General features: G+C 59.1%; 15 protein-coding genes. 4 read left to right on the top strand and 11 right to left on the bottom strand.

Features of this window, described 5'->3' with window-relative positions; translation table 11 throughout:
• Positions 1 to 573 precede the first annotated feature (573 nt).
• Positions 574 to 924, bottom strand: a complete 351-nt coding sequence (locus tag H8S02_RS09425) for a hypothetical protein (RefSeq protein WP_186970314.1) — start codon at positions 922 to 924, stop codon at positions 574 to 576.
• Positions 925 to 1,067: 143 nt separating this feature from the next.
• Between H8S02_RS09425 and H8S02_RS09420 the strand changes: the two genes are divergently transcribed.
• The 3 genes from H8S02_RS09420 to H8S02_RS09410 all read left to right on the top strand — a co-directional run bounded on the left by H8S02_RS09420 (position 1,068) and on the right by H8S02_RS09410 (position 3,885).
• Complete coding sequence (locus tag H8S02_RS09420; protein ID WP_186970313.1) at positions 1,068 to 2,222, top strand: iron-containing alcohol dehydrogenase; 1,155 nt, start codon at positions 1,068 to 1,070, stop codon at positions 2,220 to 2,222.
• Positions 2,223 to 2,437: 215 nt separating this feature from the next.
• Positions 2,438 to 2,722, top strand: coding sequence for a DUF1294 domain-containing protein (locus H8S02_RS09415; RefSeq protein ID WP_186970312.1), 285 nt, complete (start codon positions 2,438 to 2,440; stop codon positions 2,720 to 2,722).
• Entirely contained in the window at positions 2,719 to 3,885 is a 1,167-nt protein-coding gene (locus tag H8S02_RS09410) for a cation diffusion facilitator family transporter (protein ID WP_186970311.1), read from the top strand. The genes H8S02_RS09415 and H8S02_RS09410 overlap by 4 nt, the downstream gene beginning before the upstream one ends.
• Positions 3,886 to 4,282: 397 nt before the next feature.
• Here H8S02_RS09410 and H8S02_RS09405 read toward each other — a convergent pair whose 3' ends face one another.
• From H8S02_RS09405 to H8S02_RS09365, 9 genes are all read right to left on the bottom strand, one after another.
• Positions 4,283 to 5,677 carry an aminopeptidase gene (locus tag H8S02_RS09405; protein WP_186970310.1) on the bottom strand — a complete coding sequence of 465 codons (1,395 nt, stop codon included), beginning with the start codon at positions 5,675 to 5,677 and terminating at the stop codon, positions 4,283 to 4,285.
• Between the two features lie 28 nt (positions 5,678 to 5,705).
• Complete coding sequence (gene coaE / locus H8S02_RS09400; protein ID WP_186970309.1) at positions 5,706 to 6,290, bottom strand: dephospho-CoA kinase; 585 nt, start codon at positions 6,288 to 6,290, stop codon at positions 5,706 to 5,708.
• A gap of 12 nt (positions 6,291 to 6,302) precedes the next feature.
• Positions 6,303 to 6,713 (bottom strand): restriction endonuclease, encoded by a 411-nt coding sequence (locus H8S02_RS09395; protein ID WP_279287294.1) that lies wholly within the window; start codon positions 6,711 to 6,713, stop codon positions 6,303 to 6,305.
• Positions 6,714 to 6,762: 49 nt separating this feature from the next.
• Positions 6,763 to 7,788, bottom strand: coding sequence for an L-threonylcarbamoyladenylate synthase (locus tag H8S02_RS09390; protein ID WP_186970360.1), 1,026 nt, complete (start codon positions 7,786 to 7,788; stop codon positions 6,763 to 6,765).
• A 129-nt stretch (positions 7,789 to 7,917) separates the two neighbouring features.
• Positions 7,918 to 8,982, bottom strand: a complete 1,065-nt coding sequence (gene prfA, locus H8S02_RS09385; protein WP_186970307.1) for a peptide chain release factor 1 — start codon at positions 8,980 to 8,982, stop codon at positions 7,918 to 7,920.
• A gap of 23 nt (positions 8,983 to 9,005) precedes the next feature.
• A complete protein-coding gene (locus H8S02_RS09380; protein ID WP_186970306.1) occupies positions 9,006 to 9,761 on the bottom strand; it encodes a YdcF family protein in 756 nt (251 codons plus the stop codon).
• Positions 9,758 to 11,686 carry an ABC-F family ATP-binding cassette domain-containing protein gene (locus H8S02_RS09375; RefSeq protein ID WP_186970305.1) on the bottom strand — a complete coding sequence of 643 codons (1,929 nt, stop codon included), beginning with the start codon at positions 11,684 to 11,686 and terminating at the stop codon, positions 9,758 to 9,760. Before H8S02_RS09375 ends, H8S02_RS09380 begins: the two co-directional genes overlap by 4 nt.
• A gap of 145 nt (positions 11,687 to 11,831) precedes the next feature.
• Positions 11,832 to 12,575, bottom strand: a complete 744-nt coding sequence (locus H8S02_RS09370; protein WP_118686094.1) for a YebC/PmpR family DNA-binding transcriptional regulator — start codon at positions 12,573 to 12,575, stop codon at positions 11,832 to 11,834.
• A gap of 338 nt (positions 12,576 to 12,913) precedes the next feature.
• Positions 12,914 to 13,864: a calcium/sodium antiporter gene (locus H8S02_RS09365; RefSeq protein WP_186970304.1), complete on the bottom strand. Its 951-nt coding sequence runs from the start codon at positions 13,862 to 13,864 to the stop codon at positions 12,914 to 12,916.
• A 454-nt stretch (positions 13,865 to 14,318) separates the two neighbouring features.
• Here H8S02_RS09365 and prfB point away from each other — a divergent pair, with 454 nt between their 5' ends.
• Positions 14,319 to 15,458 carry a peptide chain release factor 2 gene (gene prfB, locus H8S02_RS09360; protein ID WP_186970303.1) on the top strand — a complete coding sequence of 380 codons (1,140 nt, stop codon included), beginning with the start codon at positions 14,319 to 14,321 and terminating at the stop codon, positions 15,456 to 15,458.
• 219 nt (positions 15,459 to 15,677) lie between these two features.
• Here the strand turns inward: prfB and H8S02_RS09355 are convergent, their stop codons facing one another.
• A complete protein-coding gene (locus tag H8S02_RS09355) occupies positions 15,678 to 18,425 on the bottom strand; it encodes a L,D-transpeptidase family protein (protein WP_186970302.1) in 2,748 nt (915 codons plus the stop codon).
• Positions 18,426 to 18,593 lie beyond the last annotated feature (168 nt).

Here is an 18,593-nt window from a genome sequence, read left to right as displayed (position 1 = left end):
GGCCTTCAGTTTTTTCTTTCAACGTTCTGCGAAAGCTGTTGCCTTTGCCGGTGAGAGATCAAACTGCGGTTTTGGTTTTCTCCTGAAATAAGGGGAATAATCATCGTGACTTACGGCATTGGAGTTCGTCCTTTACATTTCATTTGACAGATGGTGCAATTATCCTGCTTTTTACGAGTCTCACCCGACTTGATGAATATCAATTCGAGTCTTACACTTTCAAACTTTATATAAATGGGAAAATGTGCGGCCGCATCAGTGTTGTTGTCTGCCTGCCGCCGAAAAAACGTATTGTTCTGCCGCTTTGATATCATCTCCGCGTGCTGCGTTCTTCCTGCTCCACCATGCTCATCAGCATGCCCATCGGCCATTGGGTGCGCAGTTATTCGGCATCTTGCAGGTATCAATCGGATACTGTTTTCTACCATTCGGCGCATCATTTGAGGTTTATGGCCTTTGTTCTTGTTTACGAACCTTACTTTCCCGCTGCCTCGATCCGTGTTCACCGTCAGTCGTCATTCCGGATATTTCATAAAGGGGATCGCTTCCCCAAAGCTGCCGTGCGAACTTTGGTCAGAAACCGATCGCGCTTTTCAGGCGGTTCGTCCGTGTAGTCTGGAACCCGCGTTCTTTTTTAATAGCTATCACCTTGATCGTTTCGGTCACAGCGTCCTGGCGAGCCTCGTAAGCTTGCAGGATATTTCTTCTGTTACCATTGGACTCACCTCTTTCAAAAGATTTGGCTTTCGCCATCTGTTCAGAAAAGTTTCTGGTGGGTGTCGCCCGGGCCTGTGAGATAGGACTTTCGGCTTTGGGTGTTTGCCCTTTCCTTTTCTGTGACCTAATAATATCATCAATTCTGCACAACGTCAAGCGTTTTTTGCATAGTTTTTCTTTGCACAATGCACTAAATATTCCGACCATTTTCGTTGTATTTTACTCTTTTCTTTGAAGCCGCAGTTTGCTATAATGATATTGTTGGGCGCTGTATAGACAGACGCCTGCATATCAAATATCCACGAAGTGCAGGGGAGCCGCTCGGCTCCCTTTTTTAAGGAGGCTGCAACATGAGTGTTTTCAGTTTTTACATGCCGACCCGGCTGTTTTTCGGCAGCGGCGCGGTGGGCAAGCTCTCGCGTGCGCGTCTGCCCGAGGGCCGCGGCCTGATCATCACGGGCGGCTCGTCCACGACAAAGCTCGGCTATGTGGCGAAGGTCGCCGGCATTCTCAAGGAAGCCGGTCATGAAACGCTCGTTTACGACAAGGTAAAGCCCAATCCGACCATCGAAGGCGTGCGCGAATGCGCGGCGCTCTGCCGCAGCGAGAAGATCGCGTTCATCGTCGGTCTGGGCGGCGGCTCGTCCATCGACACCGCGAAGGCCGTCGCGATCATGGCGACCAACGACGGCGACTGGTGGGACTACATCCACGGCGGCACGGGCGGCGGCAAACGCATGGCGAAGGACGGTCTGCCCCTTGTCGCGATCCCGACCACGGCCGGCACCGGCACCGAGGCCGACCCGTTCACCGTCATCACCAACGGCGAGGAAAAGATCGGCGGCGGCGGCGAAAAATGCTTCCCGGCGGTTTCGATCGTCGATCCGGACTTCATGATGACCGTTCCGCCGCATCTGACCGCATATCAGGGCTTCGACGCCTTTTTCCATGCCGCAGAGGGTTATCTCGCGTCGACTTCGACGCCCATGAGCGATATGTTCGCGCTCCAGGCCATCGAGCTGATCGGCAGGTCGCTCGCAGCCGCCGTCAGGGACGGCTCGAACGCCGAGGCGCGCGCGGACGTTGCGCTCGCCAACACGCTTGCCGGTTTTGTCGAAACGCTGTCCAGCTGCACGGGCGAGCACGCCATCGAGCACGCGCTCAGCGCGTTCCATCCCGACCTGCCGCACGGCGCGGGCCTTATCATGATCTCGAACGCCTACTGGAAGCGCTTTGCCGAGGTCGCGGGCGCACGCATGGCGGCCATCGCGCGCGCGATGGGCAAGGCTGACGCGACCCGTCCCGAGGACTTCCTTGCGGCGCTCACAGAGATGCAGCAGGCCTGCGGCGTTGATACGCTGCGTCTCGCAGACTACGGCGTCAGGGAAGAGGACTGCGGAAAGATCGCGGAAAACGCCGTCGTTACGATGGGCGGTCTGTTCCGCGCCGACCCGCGCAGGCTCGAATCCGGCGAGATTGAGGACATCATCCGCGAATCCATCTGATCGTTATCGAAACCGCAGAGGGAATTCTCGTCCTTCTGCGGTTTCCTTCTGTCCGCTCAGCGGTGCAGCGCACTTTTTCGCGTTAGAAACCGCTAATCCCGTTAGCTTTTGCTACTTTTTCGTTAGCATATGCTACTTTTCGCCGTTCTGACTTTCTTTGAGCGGACGGTTGTGCTAAAATTGGGAGAAATCCCGGAAACGGAGGTTCTGTCTCCATGCAGAACGTGTTATACTACTTCATCGCAGTCAGCGTGATCGGCGCTGTCGTCTGTATTTACGACAAGCTCGCCGCGGCGCGAGGCTGGAAGCGCGTGCCCGAGCGCACGCTGTTTTTCTGGGCGCTCGTCGGCGGCGGCCCGGGCGTCTTCGCCTGCATGCTGCTCATCCGCCACAAAACCCTGCACCGCATTTTCATGCTCGGCATTCCCGCCGTTATGGTGCTCCAGGCTGCGATCCTCCTCGGGATACACCATATTTTACTTGCGAGGGGATTTTTATGACAAAGGCACTCATTCGCCTTTTTATCAAAAACGCGGAGGACACCCGCTCGGCCGCCGTGCGTGAACAGTACGGCATTCTTTCCGGCGCGGTGGGGCTTGCGTGCAATCTGTTCCTGTTCGCGCTCAAGCTGACCATCGGTCTGGTGACGGGCGCGATTTCCATTGCGGCGGACGCCTTTAACAACCTGTCCGACGGACTTTCCTGCATGATCTCCATCGTCGGCTTCAAGGTCGCAAACCGCGAACCGGACGAAAAGCATCCGTTCGGCTACGGCCGCACGGAGTACATTGCCGGCCTGATCGTTTCGTTCATCATCCTGCTGGTCGGCTTCGAATTCTTCAAAACGTCGCTCGACCGCATCATTCATCCGTCCGCTGTCGCGTTTTCCGCGCTTTTGACCGGCATTCTGGCGGTCTCCATGCTCGTCAAGCTGTGGATGGGGCTGTTCAACACCACGCTCGGCCGCCGCATCGACTCGCCGGTTCTCATCGCGGCCGGTCAGGACAGCCGCAACGACGTAATCACGACCTCGGTCGTCGTACTCGGCATGGTCGCGGGCCGCTTCACCCCGCTGCCGGTTGACGGCTATGTGGGCATTCTGGTCGCGGCGTTCATCATCTGGTCGGGCATCGGCATCGCGCGCGATACGGTAGCACCTCTGCTCGGCGAGGCCGCCGATCCGGTCATGGCGAAGAATATCGAGCATATCGTGCTCGACTCCGAGCACATCGTCGGCGTTCACGACCTGATCGTTCACAACTACGGTGCAGGCCGCGCCCTTGCCTCTCTGCACGCCGAGGTACCGAGTGACAGCAATTTTGTCGCCGTACACGAGGAGATCGACGAGGCGGAGAAGCGCGTCTGGCAGCAGACCGGCGTTTATCTCGTCATCCATATGGACCCGATCGACGTCAACGACGAGCACATCAACGCGCTGCGCGAGCAGGTGGACGGCGTGCTGCGCGGCATCGACGAAAAGCTCTCCATGCACGATTTCCGCGTTGTGGACGGCGAGCGGCAGATCAATCTGATCTTTGATGTTGTCGTGCCGTTCAGCTACGACGATGAGGGTAAACGCAGGCTGCTCATGACGATTTACGACGATCTCAAGGCGATCGACCAGCGGTTTAACCCGGTGGTGACGCTCGATCACGCGATGTGAGTTTTTCCGCCCCCTCGGGGCAGGGAAGTGATGGCCGCCGTCTGGTGGCAGAGACTGCCGGTGCCCACCGGCAGGGGCAAAAGGGGAAAGGACACCAATGGTTTCGGCCGTAGCCCACTATCCTCTTTCCCGCGTCTTGCGCGGATTAGATGAGTACTTTCCCCTCTTGACTCCCCTGACCTTCCTTTGGCCGTCGCATCGGAGATGCTTGGCTAAAAACGAAGGAGAGCACGGATTTTTGTCTGTGCTCTCCTTTTGCTTTATGCCGGGGAATTTTGCTGCCGTGATTTCAGCGCTATCAGTGCGCGGCCAGCCGGTGCAGATTGGATAATTTAGCGCTGCGAGTAGTTTGGGCTAGCAGCTCAAATAGCACAATGCGCAGCGTCTTTTATCTTCTTTAGTCCTTATAGAATGCGCCGAAGCCCTTGTAGGCCATATAGAGGTCGAGCTTGGCGATGCACTCGAACGGAGCGTGCATGGACAGAACCGGAACGCCTGCGTCTACGGTATCGATGTTGCGGTTGGCGAGGTACATCGCGACCGTGCCGCCGCCGCCCTGATCGACGCGGCCGAGCTGGCCGGTCTGCCAGATGATGCCGGCCTTGTCGAAGATGCAGCGGATGCGCGCCATCAGCTCCGCCGTCGCGTCCGACGTGCCGGATTTGCCGCGTGCGCCGGTGTACTTGACGAGGGCAAAGCCGCAGTTTGCGCGCGCGTCGTTGCGCTTTTCGGAGACCTCCGGATAATTCGGGTCGAAGGCGTTGCACACATCGGCGGACAGGCAGACCGAGTTCTCAAAGCACTCGTCGAGCAGCACATCCTGTGCGCGGCACAGATCGCCCATAAAGGTCTCGAACGCGCGGGACTGCATGCCGGTCACGCCGTCCGAGCCGATCTCCTCCTTGTCCACGAGCAGGCAGACGCCGGTATGCGCGGGCGTTTCGGTCAGGTCGAACAGGGAAGTGGCCGCCGGATAGGAGCAGACGCGGTCATCATGGCCGTAGGCGCCGACAAACGAGCGGTCGAAACCGATGTCGCAAGCGCCAAACGCCGGCACGCAGCACAGCTCTGCGGACAGGAAATCCGCCTCGGTCATGCCGTATTCGCGATTGAGATGCTCCATTACGGCGAGCTTGATTTTTTCGCTGCACTTTTCGTCCACAGTCTCGCTCGGGACCGAGCCGACGAGGATATTGAGGCCCTCGCCCTTGACGATCTCGGTCGCCTTCCTGCTCATCTGATTTGCGGCGAGATGGGGGAGGAGGTCGGTGATGACGAATTTCGGGTCGCCCGGCTTGTCGCCCACGCGGACCGCGACGCGCTTGACCTCGCCCTTGTCGCAGACGCAGACAACACCGCGCAGCTCGAGCGGAATGGTAGTCCACTGATACTTTTTAATGCCGCCGTAGTAATGGGTCTTGAAAAAGGCCATGCCGTTGTCCTCGTAGAGCGGCACGGTGCGGATGTCGACGCGCGGCGCATCCAGATGCGCGGCGGTCAGGCGGACGCCCTCAGCGAGGCTCTTCTCGCCGATCACGGCGAGCATGATGCCCTTGTGACGGTTGATGCGGTAGATCTTGTCGCCAGTCTTGAGGGTATCGTCGCGCGTCCATGCGCGGAAGCCCTTTGCCTCCGCCATGCGTGCGATCTCCTTTACGGCGTCGCGCTCGGTCTTGGCCTCGTCGAGGAAGGTCTTGTAGCCCTCGGCGTAGGTCTGAATGCCCTGCCTGTCCGCCTCGGTCAGGCGGTCAAAGCCGGTCTTTTTGTCATAAAAAAGCTGTTCGGAAGTCATAGTTCATTCTCCTTTGCGAAAATCCGAATTACTTCATGAGAATTTGATATAAAGCATCGGTATCCCGGTACAGTGTATCGAGATCGCCGTTGTTTTCGATGATATAGCCGCATTTTGCGCGGTAGAAGCTGTCCGGCGGCTGCGCGTCGATGCGCGCGCGGGCGGCCTCCTCCGGGAGATGGTCGCGCTCGATGATGCGCGAAACGCGCGTGTCATGCGGCGCGAGCACAGCGATGACCGCATCGCAGAAATCGTCCGCGCCCGCCTCGAACAGCGTCGGCGCGTCGTACAGCACGACAGGGCAGGCGCTCTGCGCACGGATGGCCGCGAGCGACGCCGCACGGATATAAGGCGTAGTGATACGGTTGAGCTCCGCGAGCTTTTCCGGGTCGGAAAACACGATCTTCGCAAGCTTCGGCCGGTCGAGCGCACCGTTTTCGTCAGTCACGCCGCCGAACGCCGCGTCCAGTGCGTCCAGCATTGCGCGGTTTTCCGCGCAGAGTCCGCGATAGACGGCATCCGCGTCCACCCAGCCTGCACCGAGCGAGCGCATCCGCGCCGCAACCGTGCCCTTTCCCGTGCCGCTGCCGCCGGTCAAGCCGATGATTTTCATTTGTTTCACTTCCTATTCATCGCGAAAAAAATCAGAATCGAGCCGTTTAACAACGTACTGTGTTTCAACAGAAACGCCGACATTATGTTCGATCATCAGTTTTGCCAAACGAATACCATCTACCAAAACAATATTATTCCGGCTTTGCGCATATTCTATCGCATCGTCCGAAAAACGTGCCGTAGTAATGAACAGACCATGCACGGTTCCATTCGGTAATGCACCATAAAATTTCTGCAATTCCGGACGTCCAACGGCGGTATTTAAATCCCATCGTTTCGCCTGGATGTAAATTTTATCAAATCCCAATTTATCCTGACGAATGACACCGTCTATCCCGCCATCGCGTGATTGATGGTTCGTTTTACTTAATTCCAGCTCCGAAACGCCGTAGCCCATTTTTTCCAGAAGATGAGATACCAGCCATTCAAAAACTCGGCATACATCTCATCATACTTCGGAACGGCCATCGTTACACCTCAACAACCGAGAACCCCGCTGCTTTCTTAATCCGGTTTGCGACGGCGAGGCCGAGTCCTTCGTCCGAGGGGCACTGCGCCCAGATCTGCCGCACGTCGGTATCGTCGAACGCGCGCAGACGGTCGAACACCTCGCGCGCCTGTGTGCCGAGGTCGTTCTCCGAGCCGAAGCATTCGACCACGCAGCCAGGGAAGCAGTCCCGGTATTCGTCGAAGCACATCACGCCGGTCTTTTCGCCAATATGCTGCGCGATATACGCTGCGGTCTGTGCCGGGTCGCCGCGCACGACCGTTACCGGCGCTTTCGGCGCGTAATGGCGGTATTTCATGCCCGGAGCGGACACCTTTACGTCGTCTCCGATCTTCTCGTACAGTGCGCGGTCCACATCGACCTCGCCGAGCACCGAGCGCAGCTGTTCGAGCGTGATGCCGCCCGGACGCAGCAGGCGCGGCCGCTCGAGCGCGAGCGTGATGACCGTGCTCTCCACGCCGACGCCGCACGCGCCGCCGTCCAGCACCGCCGCGATCTTGCCGTCCATGTCGCGCATGACGTGCGCGGCCGTCGTGGTCGAGGGGCGGCCCGAGGTATTCGCGGAGGGCGCGGCGAGCGGTACGCCGCTCTCGCGGATGAGTGCGCGCGCCATCGGGTGCGACGGCAGGCGGATGCCGACCGTATCAAGGCCGCACGAGACCTCGTCCGGGATGCAGTCGCCCTTGGGTACGATCATGGTCATCGGGCCGGGCCAGAACGCCTCGGCGAGCTGTTTTGCCTGCGGCGGCACGCTCGGGCACAGGTCATAGATCTGGTCGAAATCCGCGATGTGCACGATGAGCGGATTGTCCTGCGGGCGGCCCTTGGCAAGGAATATCTTCTTCACCGCCTCGCCGTTCAGCGCGTTCGCCGCAAGGCCGTACACGGTCTCGGTCGGCATGCCGACCACCTCGCCCTGACGAATGAGCTCCGCCGCGGTCTTTATCGCGTTTTCGTCGGTTTCCGGGGTCAAAAGAGTTGTTTTCATGTATTTCCACTTCCATTTATGGTAGTATTTCAGTCTGTCGATAAAGTCCATTTGCCCGCGCCAAACAGCACTCGCGCGGCAGCGCGCATGAACACAGATCGTCGGCGAAACGTCAGTTTCGCAACAGTCTCACGCTTCGCTCTGCTGCCGCAGCTTTTCCGCCGTGTCCGCCGCGATGAGTGCGTCAAGGATCTCGTCCATGTCGCCGTTCAGGAACTGGTCGAGCTTGTAGATGGTCAGCTTGATGCGGTGGTCGGACACACGGTTTTCCGGGAAATTATAGGTGCGTATGCGCTCAGAACGGTCGCCCGTGCCGACCTGACTTTTGCGGTCGGCCGCGATGGCGGCGCGCTGCTTTTCTACCTCGGCCTCATACAGGCGGCTTCTCAGCACGGACAGCGCCTTTTCCTTGTTTTTGTGCTGGCTGCGCTCGTCCTGACACTCGACAACGGTATTGGTCGGGATGTGCGTGACGCGGATAGCGGACGAGGTCTTGTTGATGTGCTGGCCGCCGGCGCCGGACGCACGGAACGTGTCGATGCGCAGATCCTTCGGGTCGATATAGAAATCAAGCTCCTCCGCTTCGGGCAGCACGGCCACCGTTGTGGTCGAGGTATGCACGCGGCCCTGACTCTCGGTCTCCGGCACGCGCTGGACGCGGTGTACGCCGCTCTCGAACTTGAGCCGCGAATACACGCGGTCACCTGCGACGCGGAACACGATCTCTTTATAGCCGCCCAGCTCGGTCTCGGAACGGCTCATCACCTCGGTCTGCCAGCCGCGCCTGTCCGCGTACATCGTGTACATGCGGTACAGGTCGGCCGCAAACAGTGCGCTTTCCTCGCCGCCTGCGCCGCCGCGAATTTCGACATAGATGTTCTTCTCGTCGTTCGGGTCCTTGGGCAGAAGCAGGAGCTTGAGCTCTCCCTCAAGCCGCGCGATGTCGCTCTTGGCCTGCTGGAGCTCCTCCTGCGCAAGCTCCTTCATATCCGGGTCGGACAGCATTTCCGTCGCGTCAGCGAGCTGCTGCTGCGCCCGCTCGTATGCACGGTATGCTTCGACGATCGGCTCAAGCTCGTTCCTTTCACGCAGCAGCCGCGCCGCGCGGGCAGGATCATCGTACAGATCCGGCGCGGACAGGCGCATTTCCAGCTCGTCGAGCCGCGCGGACAGCATTTTCAGTTTCTCAAACATAATCTATCTCCAAATCGTGCAATTCACCAGCGCCCGGTGAGCATCAGTCCCATAATGGAGCAGTACTCCCGGCAGCGCACCGCCGCCCACTGACTGGGGTGCGGTGTTTTCGCCGGTACGCCTGCATCGCCCAGACCGGCGTGTGCGAGCAGACGGCGCGCCCGGGCGAGATGGTAGTCATTCGTGATGACCGCGACCGCCGCGCCTTCGGGCAGCAGCTTTTTCGCGTTCGCGATATTCTCGATGGTCGTACTCGATGTATCCTCCAGAATCAGCCGCGCCGGGTCGGCGCCGTGCGCCGTCATGTAGTCCCGCATAGCCTCCGCCTCGGTGCGCGGCTCGTCGCCGCCCTGTCCGCCGCACAGGATGGCGCGGCTCTCCTGATTGGCATTCAGCACGCTGATCGCCGCGTCACAGCGCGCGGCAAGCGCCGCTGACGGCTGTCCGTCCGGATTGACGAGTGCGCCGAGCGTCAGGTAATAGTCCGCCTTTGGCGCGGCTGCCGGGTCGTTTTCCTCGAAATGTACCCCGATGATGCAGATCTGCACGAGCGCAAATGAGAGCACGAACAGGCTGAAAAGCACCTGTCCCACGCGCGCCAGCACGCGGCAGACCCTGTATTTCTCGCGTCCGCGCACCATCAGCCACTCCCCCGTGCAGCCGGCCGCGAGCGCGATCAGAAAGATGCCGCCGAACCGCGACGGCTTCCAGAACAGCTGCGGCGCGCCGATGACGGCGAACAGCACCGCAAGCCCTATCCATCCCTTTGCGTTTTTCACTGCATAGCCTCCAGTTCTGCCGCGACCGCTTCCCACTCGTCCATCTTCGCGGCGAGCTTTTCGTCGCAGGTCTCCTTTTCGGTCATCAGCTCGAGCAGGCGCGACGAGTCGGACGCCGCGTCCACCATCTGCTGCTCCAGTTCGCCCGACTGGGTCTCGAGCTGCGAGATCTCGCGCTCGAGCGTGCTCAGCTGCTTCTGAAGGTTTTTCGTACCGCCCGTGCGCTTCGGCTTTTCAGGCGGCTTCGGCACATCATCCAGCGTCGGGACAGCTGCCTTTTTCTTCTTCGGGACGGGTGCAGCCTCCGCCGCAGGCAGAGCGCCGCCGCCCTTGGCGCGCCAGTCGAGGAACGCGCTGTACGAGCCGATAAAGTCGATGAGACGGCCGTTTTCGAGGTACAGCACGCGCGTTGCAAAGCGCTCGACAAAGTAGCGGTCATGCGAGACGAACAGCAGCGTGCCGTCGAACGCCTCGACGGCCTCCTCGATCCATTCGCGCGAGGCGAGATCAAGGTGGTTGGTCGGCTCGTCGAGGATGAGCAGGTTGAGCGGATCGTACATCAGCTCGCACAGGCGCAGGCGGCTTTTCTCACCGCCGGACAGCATATCCACTGTTTTCATCTGCGTTTCGCCGATAAACTGGAACGAACCGAGACGGTTACGCGCCACCTGCATGGAGACGTTCTTGTCGTAGATGAGCGTGTCGATGAGGTTGCGGTGCGGATTGGCGAAATGCACCTGCTGCGGCAGATAGGCCGGCTTGAGGCCGACGCCCTTGCGGATGACGCCGCTGTCCGGCGTCTCCTCGCCGAGCAGGATCTTGAGCATGGTGGTTTTGCCGGCGCCGTTCGCACCGAGCAGCGCGACGCGCTCGCGGTTGCGGATGTTGAACGATACGTCATGTAATATTTCTCGTCCATCATAACTTTTTGTAATATCCCGTACCTTGAGCACTTCCTCGGTCTCGTAGTTCGGATCACCGAAGGTAACGGTCATTTTCTTGTCGGTTTTCGGCCGGTCTGTGACCTTCATGCGCGCAATGCGCTTTTCGATAGACGCCGCGCGCTTGGCCAGATGCTCGGTGCCGTGCTCATGCATGGAACGCGCGGTCGCTTCCAGACGTTTTTTCTCGGCCAGCTCGTGCTCGTGGTGCTTGAGCTGCTCCTCGCGGCGGCGTTCCCGCTCGACCGCATAGTACGAGTAGTTGCCGTTGTAGAAATCGCAGGTGCAGTCGTGGATTTCGATGACGCGGTCGCAGCACTGGTCGATGAACCAGCGGTCATGCGAAATGATCATGACCGTGCCGCGGTAGCTCTCCAGATAGCTGCCGAGCCAGTCCACCGCATCCATGTCGAGGTGGTTGGTCGGCTCGTCGAGCAGCAGCACGTCGGTCTGCTCGAGAATGATGCGCGCGAGGTTGATGCGCGTTTTTTCGCCGCCGGAAAGCAGACTGAACTTCTGCGAGCGCATCTCCTGCGGAATTTCCAGACCGTTGCACACGCGGTTGATCTCGTAATCGCGATTGTAGCCGCCGAGGATCTCGAGGCGGGTCTCGAGCTGCGCGTAGCGCTTGAGCAGAGAGGCATCGTCCGGCTTGCGCGTCATTTCGTCGGTCAGCTCGTCCATTGCTGCCGCGACCTCGTCGGATTCCTTGAACGCGAGCCGGAGGATGTCCTCCACCGTGCATTCAGGCGGGAAATCCGGCATCTGGTCGATGACGCCCGCCGTGCGGCCCTGTCCGAAGCCGACGTGGCCGCCGTCATACGGCAGACGTCCGGTCAGGATGTTGAGGAGCGTGGTTTTTCCGGCGCCGTTCGCGCCCAGAATGGCGACCTTCTCGCCCGGCTGTATGTCAAAGGAAATATCCTTCAAAATCAGGCGGTCGCCGTAGTATTTGGTCAGGTTCTGTACGGTAATATCAGCCACAGAGGGAAACCCCTTTCATTGCATTCTTATTCAGAATATATTATAGCACAGGATGCACGCAAATAGGAGATAAAAAGCAGGCAAAAAGCAAAAAAGACAGCCGCAATCAAGCAGCTGTCTTTCTCTTTTCGGTTTCAGGCGGAACTCAGCCCTCGTAATCGGCCTCGTTCTCCCAGTTGTGCCAGACGGCCTGAACGTCGTCGTTATCCTCGAGACCATCGAGCAGCTTGCGCATCTGGGCCATATCCTCTTCCTTCTCGAGGGTGATGTAGTTCTGCGGAACCATCTCGACCTGCGCCTCAACGAACTCGTAGCCGAGTTTCTCGAGCGCCTCGCGGACAGCAGAGAAGTCATCCGGCGCGGTGTAGATCTCGAAGGTCTCCTCGTCAGCGAGGAAGTCCTCTGCGCCTGCATCGAGCGCCTGCATCATGACGGTGTCCTCGTCGAGGTCGCCCTTCTCCATGATGATAACGCCCTTCTTGTCGAACTGCCAGGATACGCAGCCGGAAGCGCCCAGACCTGCACCGTACTTGTCGAACAGGTGGCGAACGTCTGCTACCGTGCGGTTCTTGTTGTCGGTCAGCGTCTCGACAACGACTGCAACGCCGCCTACGCCGTAGCCCTCGTAGTTGTTTGCCTCGTAATCGACCTGACCGTTCGCACCGGAGTACTTGTCGAGCGTGCGCTTGATGTTGTCGTTCGGCATGTTGTTTGCCTTTGCCTTTGCGATGCAGTCGCGCAGACGGGAGTTGAAGTCCGGGTTGGCCGAGCCGCCCTCCTTGATCGCGATCGCCATCTCACGGCCGATCTTGGTGAAGATTTTAGCCTTCTTTGCATCGTTTGCGCCCTTGCGCTTGGCGATGTTGTTCCATTTCGAATGTCCCGACATGTTAAATGTCCCTCTTTCTATCAGCAAATAATATTAAACAATAGTGCTGCGTCATAACACGCACAACAATTTTATCAGCTTTTGCGCATTTTCGCAACCCCTTGCCGTATATTTTTCGTCTCTTCCGTGCAGACTATGAGCGAAAACTCAAAGAAGAGGTGAAACACCGCTATGAAACAGAACCGTTATCAGGATAAGCAGAACCAGTCCCAGCAGAATCAGCAGGACCAGTCTCAGCAGAATTCCCAGAACAGAAAGAACGGCCAGCAGCAGGGCTGACCGCTCCGGCGGGTGAACGCAGCAGGCTGCGTTCACCCGCCTACTTATTTTTTATCGTTTTACCGCATGATGAGGTAGGCCGTGTACGCGACATACATCGCAGCCATCACCGCGCCCGGCAGGCGGCCGAGCTTGCCCTTGCGCGCCGGGAGGTAGAACACGACGCTGATGGCGATGAGGAACAGGCAGTCGATGATCGACGTCGCCTGCACCGGGATAGGCGTAATAACCGCAGAAACGCCGAGAATAAGCAGAATATTGAACAGATTGGAGCCGATTACATTGCCCATGGCGATCTCGTTCTGTCCCTTGCGCGCCGCGACGATCGAGGTGACCAGCTCGGGCAGGCTCGTGCCGATGGCGACGATGGTCAGACCGATGAGCGTTTCGCTCAGACCGAACATGCGCGCGATGCCGGTCGCGCCGTTTACCGCGAGCTGACCGCCGAGCACGATGCAGGCGAGGCCGAGCACGATATTGACCCAGATCATGACGGGCGATTTGGTCATTTCCGCCGCCTCTTCCGCCGCTTCCGCCTCCGCCGCTGCGAGCTGAGCGCGGTCGTTCAGCGCCGCCTTGATCTGGCGGCTGAGAATGACGGCAAAGATGACCAGCAGCACCGCGCCTTCCCAGCGCGCGATGACATGATCCGGCGCGATGGCGACGAGCAGCAGCACCGCCGCAAAAATGGACAGCGGCCAGTCGCGGCGCAGCAGCATCTTATCCATCACGAGCGGACAGATGACGGCAGAAAGGCCGGCGACAACGAGCAGATTGAACATGTTCGAGCCGACGACGTTGCCGACCGCGATCTCGTTCGCGCCCCGGAGCGCCGCCGTGACGCTGACTGCAAGCTCCGGCATGGACGTACCGAAGGCAACGATGGTCAGACCGACGAGCAGGGGCGAGACGCCCATTTTACGCGCGAGTGCGCTCGCGCCCTCGACGAATTTGTCCGCGCCCCACACGAGAAGCACGAAACCGATGACAAGCATGACAAATGACAGCATAAACAGTTCCTCCTGCTGTTAGAATACTGCGGACAGGCCGCAGATCGGGTAGAAATCGCGCACCGCATAAAAAAAAGACCTTCATTGCACCCATGCGTGCAATAAAAGTCTCGCTGCTTGCGGTCCGGCACCGGGCGGTTTCCCGCCGGGGATGGCGTTGCCGACCACGCCGTGCGGCGTGAGCTACTCCCTCTTACCAGTCTATCATATGCGAAAAGCTGCAATTAGTCAAGCCGAACTTCTCAATATTTGCATATTCTTTACGGCGAGACCGGCGCGAAACCGCCGTTTTGCCGGCGATCTGTGTGCTGACGCGCGGAAGCCGACGCCGGTACAGAATCAATTTGACCGGCAGAGCGGGTTTTACCCCGTAATTTCAGAAAAATTCTTTACAAGGTCTCCGCAAAACGGTATACTATAAGATAGCTGAAAATACAGAAGAAGGAGCATTTATATGCTGCAGTTTGAAGAATACAAGGTGAAACTGAACAACCTCAAGCCAGAGATCGAAGGCCTCGACAAGGCGCTCGGCATCGAGCAGGCGAAGCGCGAGGTAGAGGAGCTCGAGATCAAGTCCTCCCAGCCCGGCTTCTGGGACAACCCGGAGGAGAGCCAGAAGATCGTCTCCCGCATGGGCTCGCTCAAGGGCAAGGTCGAGGCGTATGGCAGGATGTGTACGCTGTGCGACGACCTGCTGACCATCTGCGAGATGGCGATCGAGGAGGATGACGAGTCCATGCTCGAGGAGCTTGAGACCGGCTTCAAGGAGCTCGAGGATACCGTAGCGGAGCAGAAGCTCGGCACGCTGCTCACCGGTGAATACGACAGCCACAACGCCCTCGTGTCCTTCCATGCCGGCGCAGGCGGCACCGAGGCGCAGGACTGGTGCGCGATGCTGTACCGCATGTACACGCGCTGGGCAGAGCGCCACGGCTTTACCTACAAGATCATGGACTATCAGGACGGAGACACCGCCGGCATCAAGTCCGCCGACATCCTCATCGAGGGCGAGAACGCCTACGGCTTCCTCAAGGGCGAGAGCGGCGTGCATCGTCTGGTCCGCATCTCCCCGTTCGACGCATCCGGCCGCCGTCAGACTTCGTTCTCGGCTGTCGAGGTCGTGCCGGACATTCCGGATACCTCCGCGGACTTCGAAATCAAGCCGGACGACTACGAGATGCAGGTTTACCGTTCGTCCGGTGCAGGCGGTCAGCACATCAACAAGACCTCCTCTGCGGTCCGACTCATCCATAAGGCGACCGGCATTGTCGTTGCCTGCCAGACCGAGCGAAGCCAGCTCCAGAACAAGGAAAACTGTCTGCGCATGCTGCGCTCCAAGCTGGTCGAGATCAAGGAGCGCGAGCACCTCGAGAAGATCTCCGACATCAAGGGCGTTCAGCAGAAGATCGAATGGGGCAGCCAGATCCGCTCTTACGTTTTCATGCCGTACACCCTCGCGAAGGATACCCGTACCGGCTTCGAGAACGCGAACATCAACGCAGTCATGGACGGCGATCTTGACGGCTTCATCAACGCTTATCTGTCTGCTCTCGCCACCGGTGTGTGGGAAGGCAGCAAGGGCGGCAATATGTAAGAGACTGTCGCGAAACTGACGTTTCGCCGACAATCTGTGTTCTGGCTTCGCAGAACACGAGTCGTCCGAAAGTTCCCATGCGGAAACTTTCTCCCTCCAGAAGTAAAAAACCGAGGCGCATGTCCTCGGTTTTTTTCGCATTTGCACTGCAAACGCGTTTGAATACGCGCTGACGCGCGAAAAACCCCACCGCACAGCGGTGGGGTTTTGTTTTGCTTTTTAGAAGATTACGACGGTCGAGCCGATCGGAACGTTATCGTAGATCCAGTTGACGTCTTTCTTCTGCATGCGGACGCAGCCGTGCGATACGGGGTAGCCGCTGCTGAAGTCGTATTCCTTGTCCGTATTCGGCGTGCACAGACGGGAATGGAACGCATAGCCGGTATCCGGATAGAAGCCCACGACCGGACGAACGGTATACGTGCTCGTGGTCCAGCCTGCCTTGAGCTTGTAGGTGACTCTGGTGACGCCGACCGGGGTCTCGGTACCCGGTGCACCCGTGCCGACGACAAAGCTCTTTGTCAGCTTCCAGCTGCCCTTGGAGCCGGTAAAGACGTTAACGTGCTGATACGCACGGTTGATCCAGACCAGATAGTTCGAATTGCTCGAATAGCCCTTGGCGTTGACCCAGGTCTCCTTCTCGTAGGCCTTATAGTCGTTGTTGACCGCATACGAGGTCGTGTAGTTGCCGCGGTAGGTCGAGGAGACCAGATTGAGCACGCGTTTTACGTCGCGCTGCTGATACCACTCGTTCGAATAGTTCTCGATCGGAACGGTCTTTTCCGCATAGATCTCCTCCGTCTCGCCCGTGGACGGGTTGACGTAGGTCAGCTTGAGACCGGTGGTGACCGAGGTCTTCATGTTCTTCGTGAAGGTGAAGTAGGTGGTATGTTTGGAGACCTTGCCGTTCGACAGCTCAAACTTGTCGTTTGTGAGGCCGGAGAGCGGCTTGCCGTCCTGATACCACTGTGCCTTGCAGATCTTCGTGCCGTCAACGCCCGAGAAGGTCGCCTGAGAAACGAGCGAGCCGCCCGCCGTGACCTTGGTCGGCACGCCGATATTGATCGTTACGTTCTTGATGCCGGCGTCGATATTATCGACCTTGCTGTCGCAGGCAAGCGTAACGTCGCAGCCTGCCGCGCGCAGCTCGAGCGAATTTGCCTTGCCTGTGCCGCCGATGGTCGAGCCGTAGCCTGCCGCGAGCAGGGAATCTACCGTGCTGTTGACCGAAAGGCGGGTATTCTTCGCGCTGCCCTCGATGCTGACTGCACCGACCGAGCCGCCGAGGTTGATCGTATTGCCGCGGCCCGTCACGGTCAGCGAGGTCGCGTCCATGCCGGACAGGTCGATAACGCGGTTGCTCGCGGTGATCTCGATGTTGTCTGCCTTGCCGTTGAAGGAGACATAGCCGCCGTCGCCTGCGATGACGAGGTTGCTCGTGCTTACCGTGTCTCCGAAGGTGATGGACGCGCTGTCAGCCGGGTCTGCGGCGAGCGTGGACATGCCTGCCTGGCCGTCTGCGGTCAGGGTCACGTTGTCGCAGCCCTTGAGCACGATGCGGTTCGGCGTGGAAACATCGGACAGCTTGACGCTATGTACCGGAGCGGAGAAGATGACATCGCCCGTCAGATTGGAGACCGAAAGGTCGGTATCGCCCGAGACGATGCTGCCGCCGGCCGCGCCGGTGTATTCCGAGGAGATATTGCCTGCGATACGGGTGATCATGGTGACAAATTCCGCACGGGTCAGCTTTTTATTCGGTGCGAGCGTGGTCGCGGTATCGCCCTTGATGATGCCGCTCGCGACGAGAGCCGCCGCCGCCTGACGCTGTTCGTCGGTCATGGAGCCGGTATCAGTGAAAATGCTCAGCTCGTCTGCGCCCGACTCCGCGCGGTCATAGACGAAGGCGCGCGCGATGTACACGAACGCCTCGGCACGGGTAGCGGCATTGCCGAAATTGCGGCTGTCGTTCGCGTTGATGAGGTTGAGATGGATGGCCTTGCCGAGCTCAGCGGTATACCACTGGTCCTGCTGCGAAGCGGCGAGAGAGGCCGTGCTGTCCTGCTGGGACGCGCCGAGCGCACGGTTGAGGATGGTCAGCGCCTCCGAGCCGCGCACCGGGTCGTTTGGCAGCATTTTGCCGTTCGAACCCTTGAGCAGGCCAAGCTCGATGCCCTTGCGGAGCGCAGACTCCGCCCAGTGACCCTTCATGTCCGCAAATTCGGTGTCGGACGGAGCGGACGGGGTCTCGGCGCTGCCGTGATCGGTGTTGCCGGTATTGTCCGTATCTCCGTCGCCGTCAAGCGGCGTGTCGCTTGCCGCCGGAGCACTCGAAACGGTGAGCGTGACCGGAAGTGCGCCCGCGTTCAGCAGGAGCGCGTAGTTTTCCGCGACCTGCTCAGTAAAATTGTTCTCGATATTGACGCTGCTGCTGTCGATTTTGCTCGAAATGGTCGGAGAGGCGATGGTCTGTCCGTCCATTTTGATGTACAGCTTTTTGTCGCTGTCGCGGTCCGCGATCGCGGCGGTCGCCTCCTTGAGGCTCTGGCGGCCCCTTGTCGTCAGCGTCAGCACAACGCAGCCGGTGCCGTCCTTGCTGCCCTTGGTGCTCGTGACCTGCTTGAGATCCTCGTTCGTCAGCCATACCTTGCCGTCCGCGTCGGACGCGGAAAAGGCCGCCGGCTGCACGAGATAATCTGCGAGATGGGAGACCTGCACGGAGGCCGGGAACTCGACGGTGATGGTCGAGCCGTCATCCGCTACGGTCAGCGTGTAATCCTTGTAGCCGAGCGCGTCCAGACGGCTTTTGAATATCTCCTTGACCGTATCGCCGTTCGCGTCGGTGAGCGTCTTGTCGGAGGCGAACACGAGCTTGACGCTCTGCGCCTCGGCCGCCGTCGCGACGGCGGCATCCGCCGTACTGTCCGATGCGCCGCTTTCCGCCGCATAAGCAGGCGAAAGCAGCATTACAGCGGCTAAAACACCGCTTAGAATTTGCTTTTTCAATGGAACTATCCCCTTTTAATCTCCTGCCGCCGCTCTGACTCTTCCCTGACTTCGCGCCAGCATTCATACTGTTTTCTATTTTACGTTTCCGCCTTTGCATTGTCAAGCCATAGCAGGTTTCAATATCGA

The sequence above is a fragment of the Agathobaculum hominis genome (assembly GCF_014288055.1).
Taxonomy (GTDB): domain Bacteria; phylum Bacillota; class Clostridia; order Oscillospirales; family Butyricicoccaceae; genus Agathobaculum; species Agathobaculum hominis.
Note: the sequence above shows the minus strand (reverse complement) of the source record. Positions and strands in the feature narration are given on the sequence as shown.

What these genes read in the sequence shown, in the direction of transcription:
- H8S02_RS09390 (WP_186970360.1), bottom strand. Translation starts at nt 7,788, where the DNA reads ATGAAAACAACTCTTTTGACCCCGGAAACCGACGAAAACGCGATAAAG.
- H8S02_RS09370 (WP_118686094.1), bottom strand. Translation starts at nt 12,575, where the DNA reads ATGTCGGGACATTCGAAATGGAACAACATCGCCAAGCGCAAGGGCGCA.
- H8S02_RS09410 (WP_186970311.1), top strand. Translation starts at nt 2,719, where the DNA reads ATGACAAAGGCACTCATTCGCCTTTTTATCAAAAACGCGGAGGACACC.
- H8S02_RS09405 (WP_186970310.1), bottom strand. Translation starts at nt 5,677, where the DNA reads ATGACTTCCGAACAGCTTTTTTATGACAAAAAGACCGGCTTTGACCGC.
- H8S02_RS09355 (WP_186970302.1), bottom strand. Translation starts at nt 18,425, where the DNA reads ATGCTGCTTTCGCCTGCTTATGCGGCGGAAAGCGGCGCATCGGACAGT.
- H8S02_RS09415 (WP_186970312.1), top strand. Translation starts at nt 2,438, where the DNA reads ATGCAGAACGTGTTATACTACTTCATCGCAGTCAGCGTGATCGGCGCT.
- H8S02_RS09425 (WP_186970314.1), bottom strand. Translation starts at nt 924, where the DNA reads ATGGTCGGAATATTTAGTGCATTGTGCAAAGAAAAACTATGCAAAAAA.
- H8S02_RS09420 (WP_186970313.1), top strand. Translation starts at nt 1,068, where the DNA reads ATGAGTGTTTTCAGTTTTTACATGCCGACCCGGCTGTTTTTCGGCAGC.
- prfA (WP_186970307.1), bottom strand. Translation starts at nt 8,982, where the DNA reads ATGTTTGAGAAACTGAAAATGCTGTCCGCGCGGCTCGACGAGCTGGAA.
- coaE (WP_186970309.1), bottom strand. Translation starts at nt 6,290, where the DNA reads ATGAAAATCATCGGCTTGACCGGCGGCAGCGGCACGGGAAAGGGCACG.
- prfB (WP_186970303.1), top strand. Translation starts at nt 14,319, where the DNA reads ATGCTGCAGTTTGAAGAATACAAGGTGAAACTGAACAACCTCAAGCCA.
- H8S02_RS09365 (WP_186970304.1), bottom strand. Translation starts at nt 13,864, where the DNA reads ATGCTGTCATTTGTCATGCTTGTCATCGGTTTCGTGCTTCTCGTGTGG.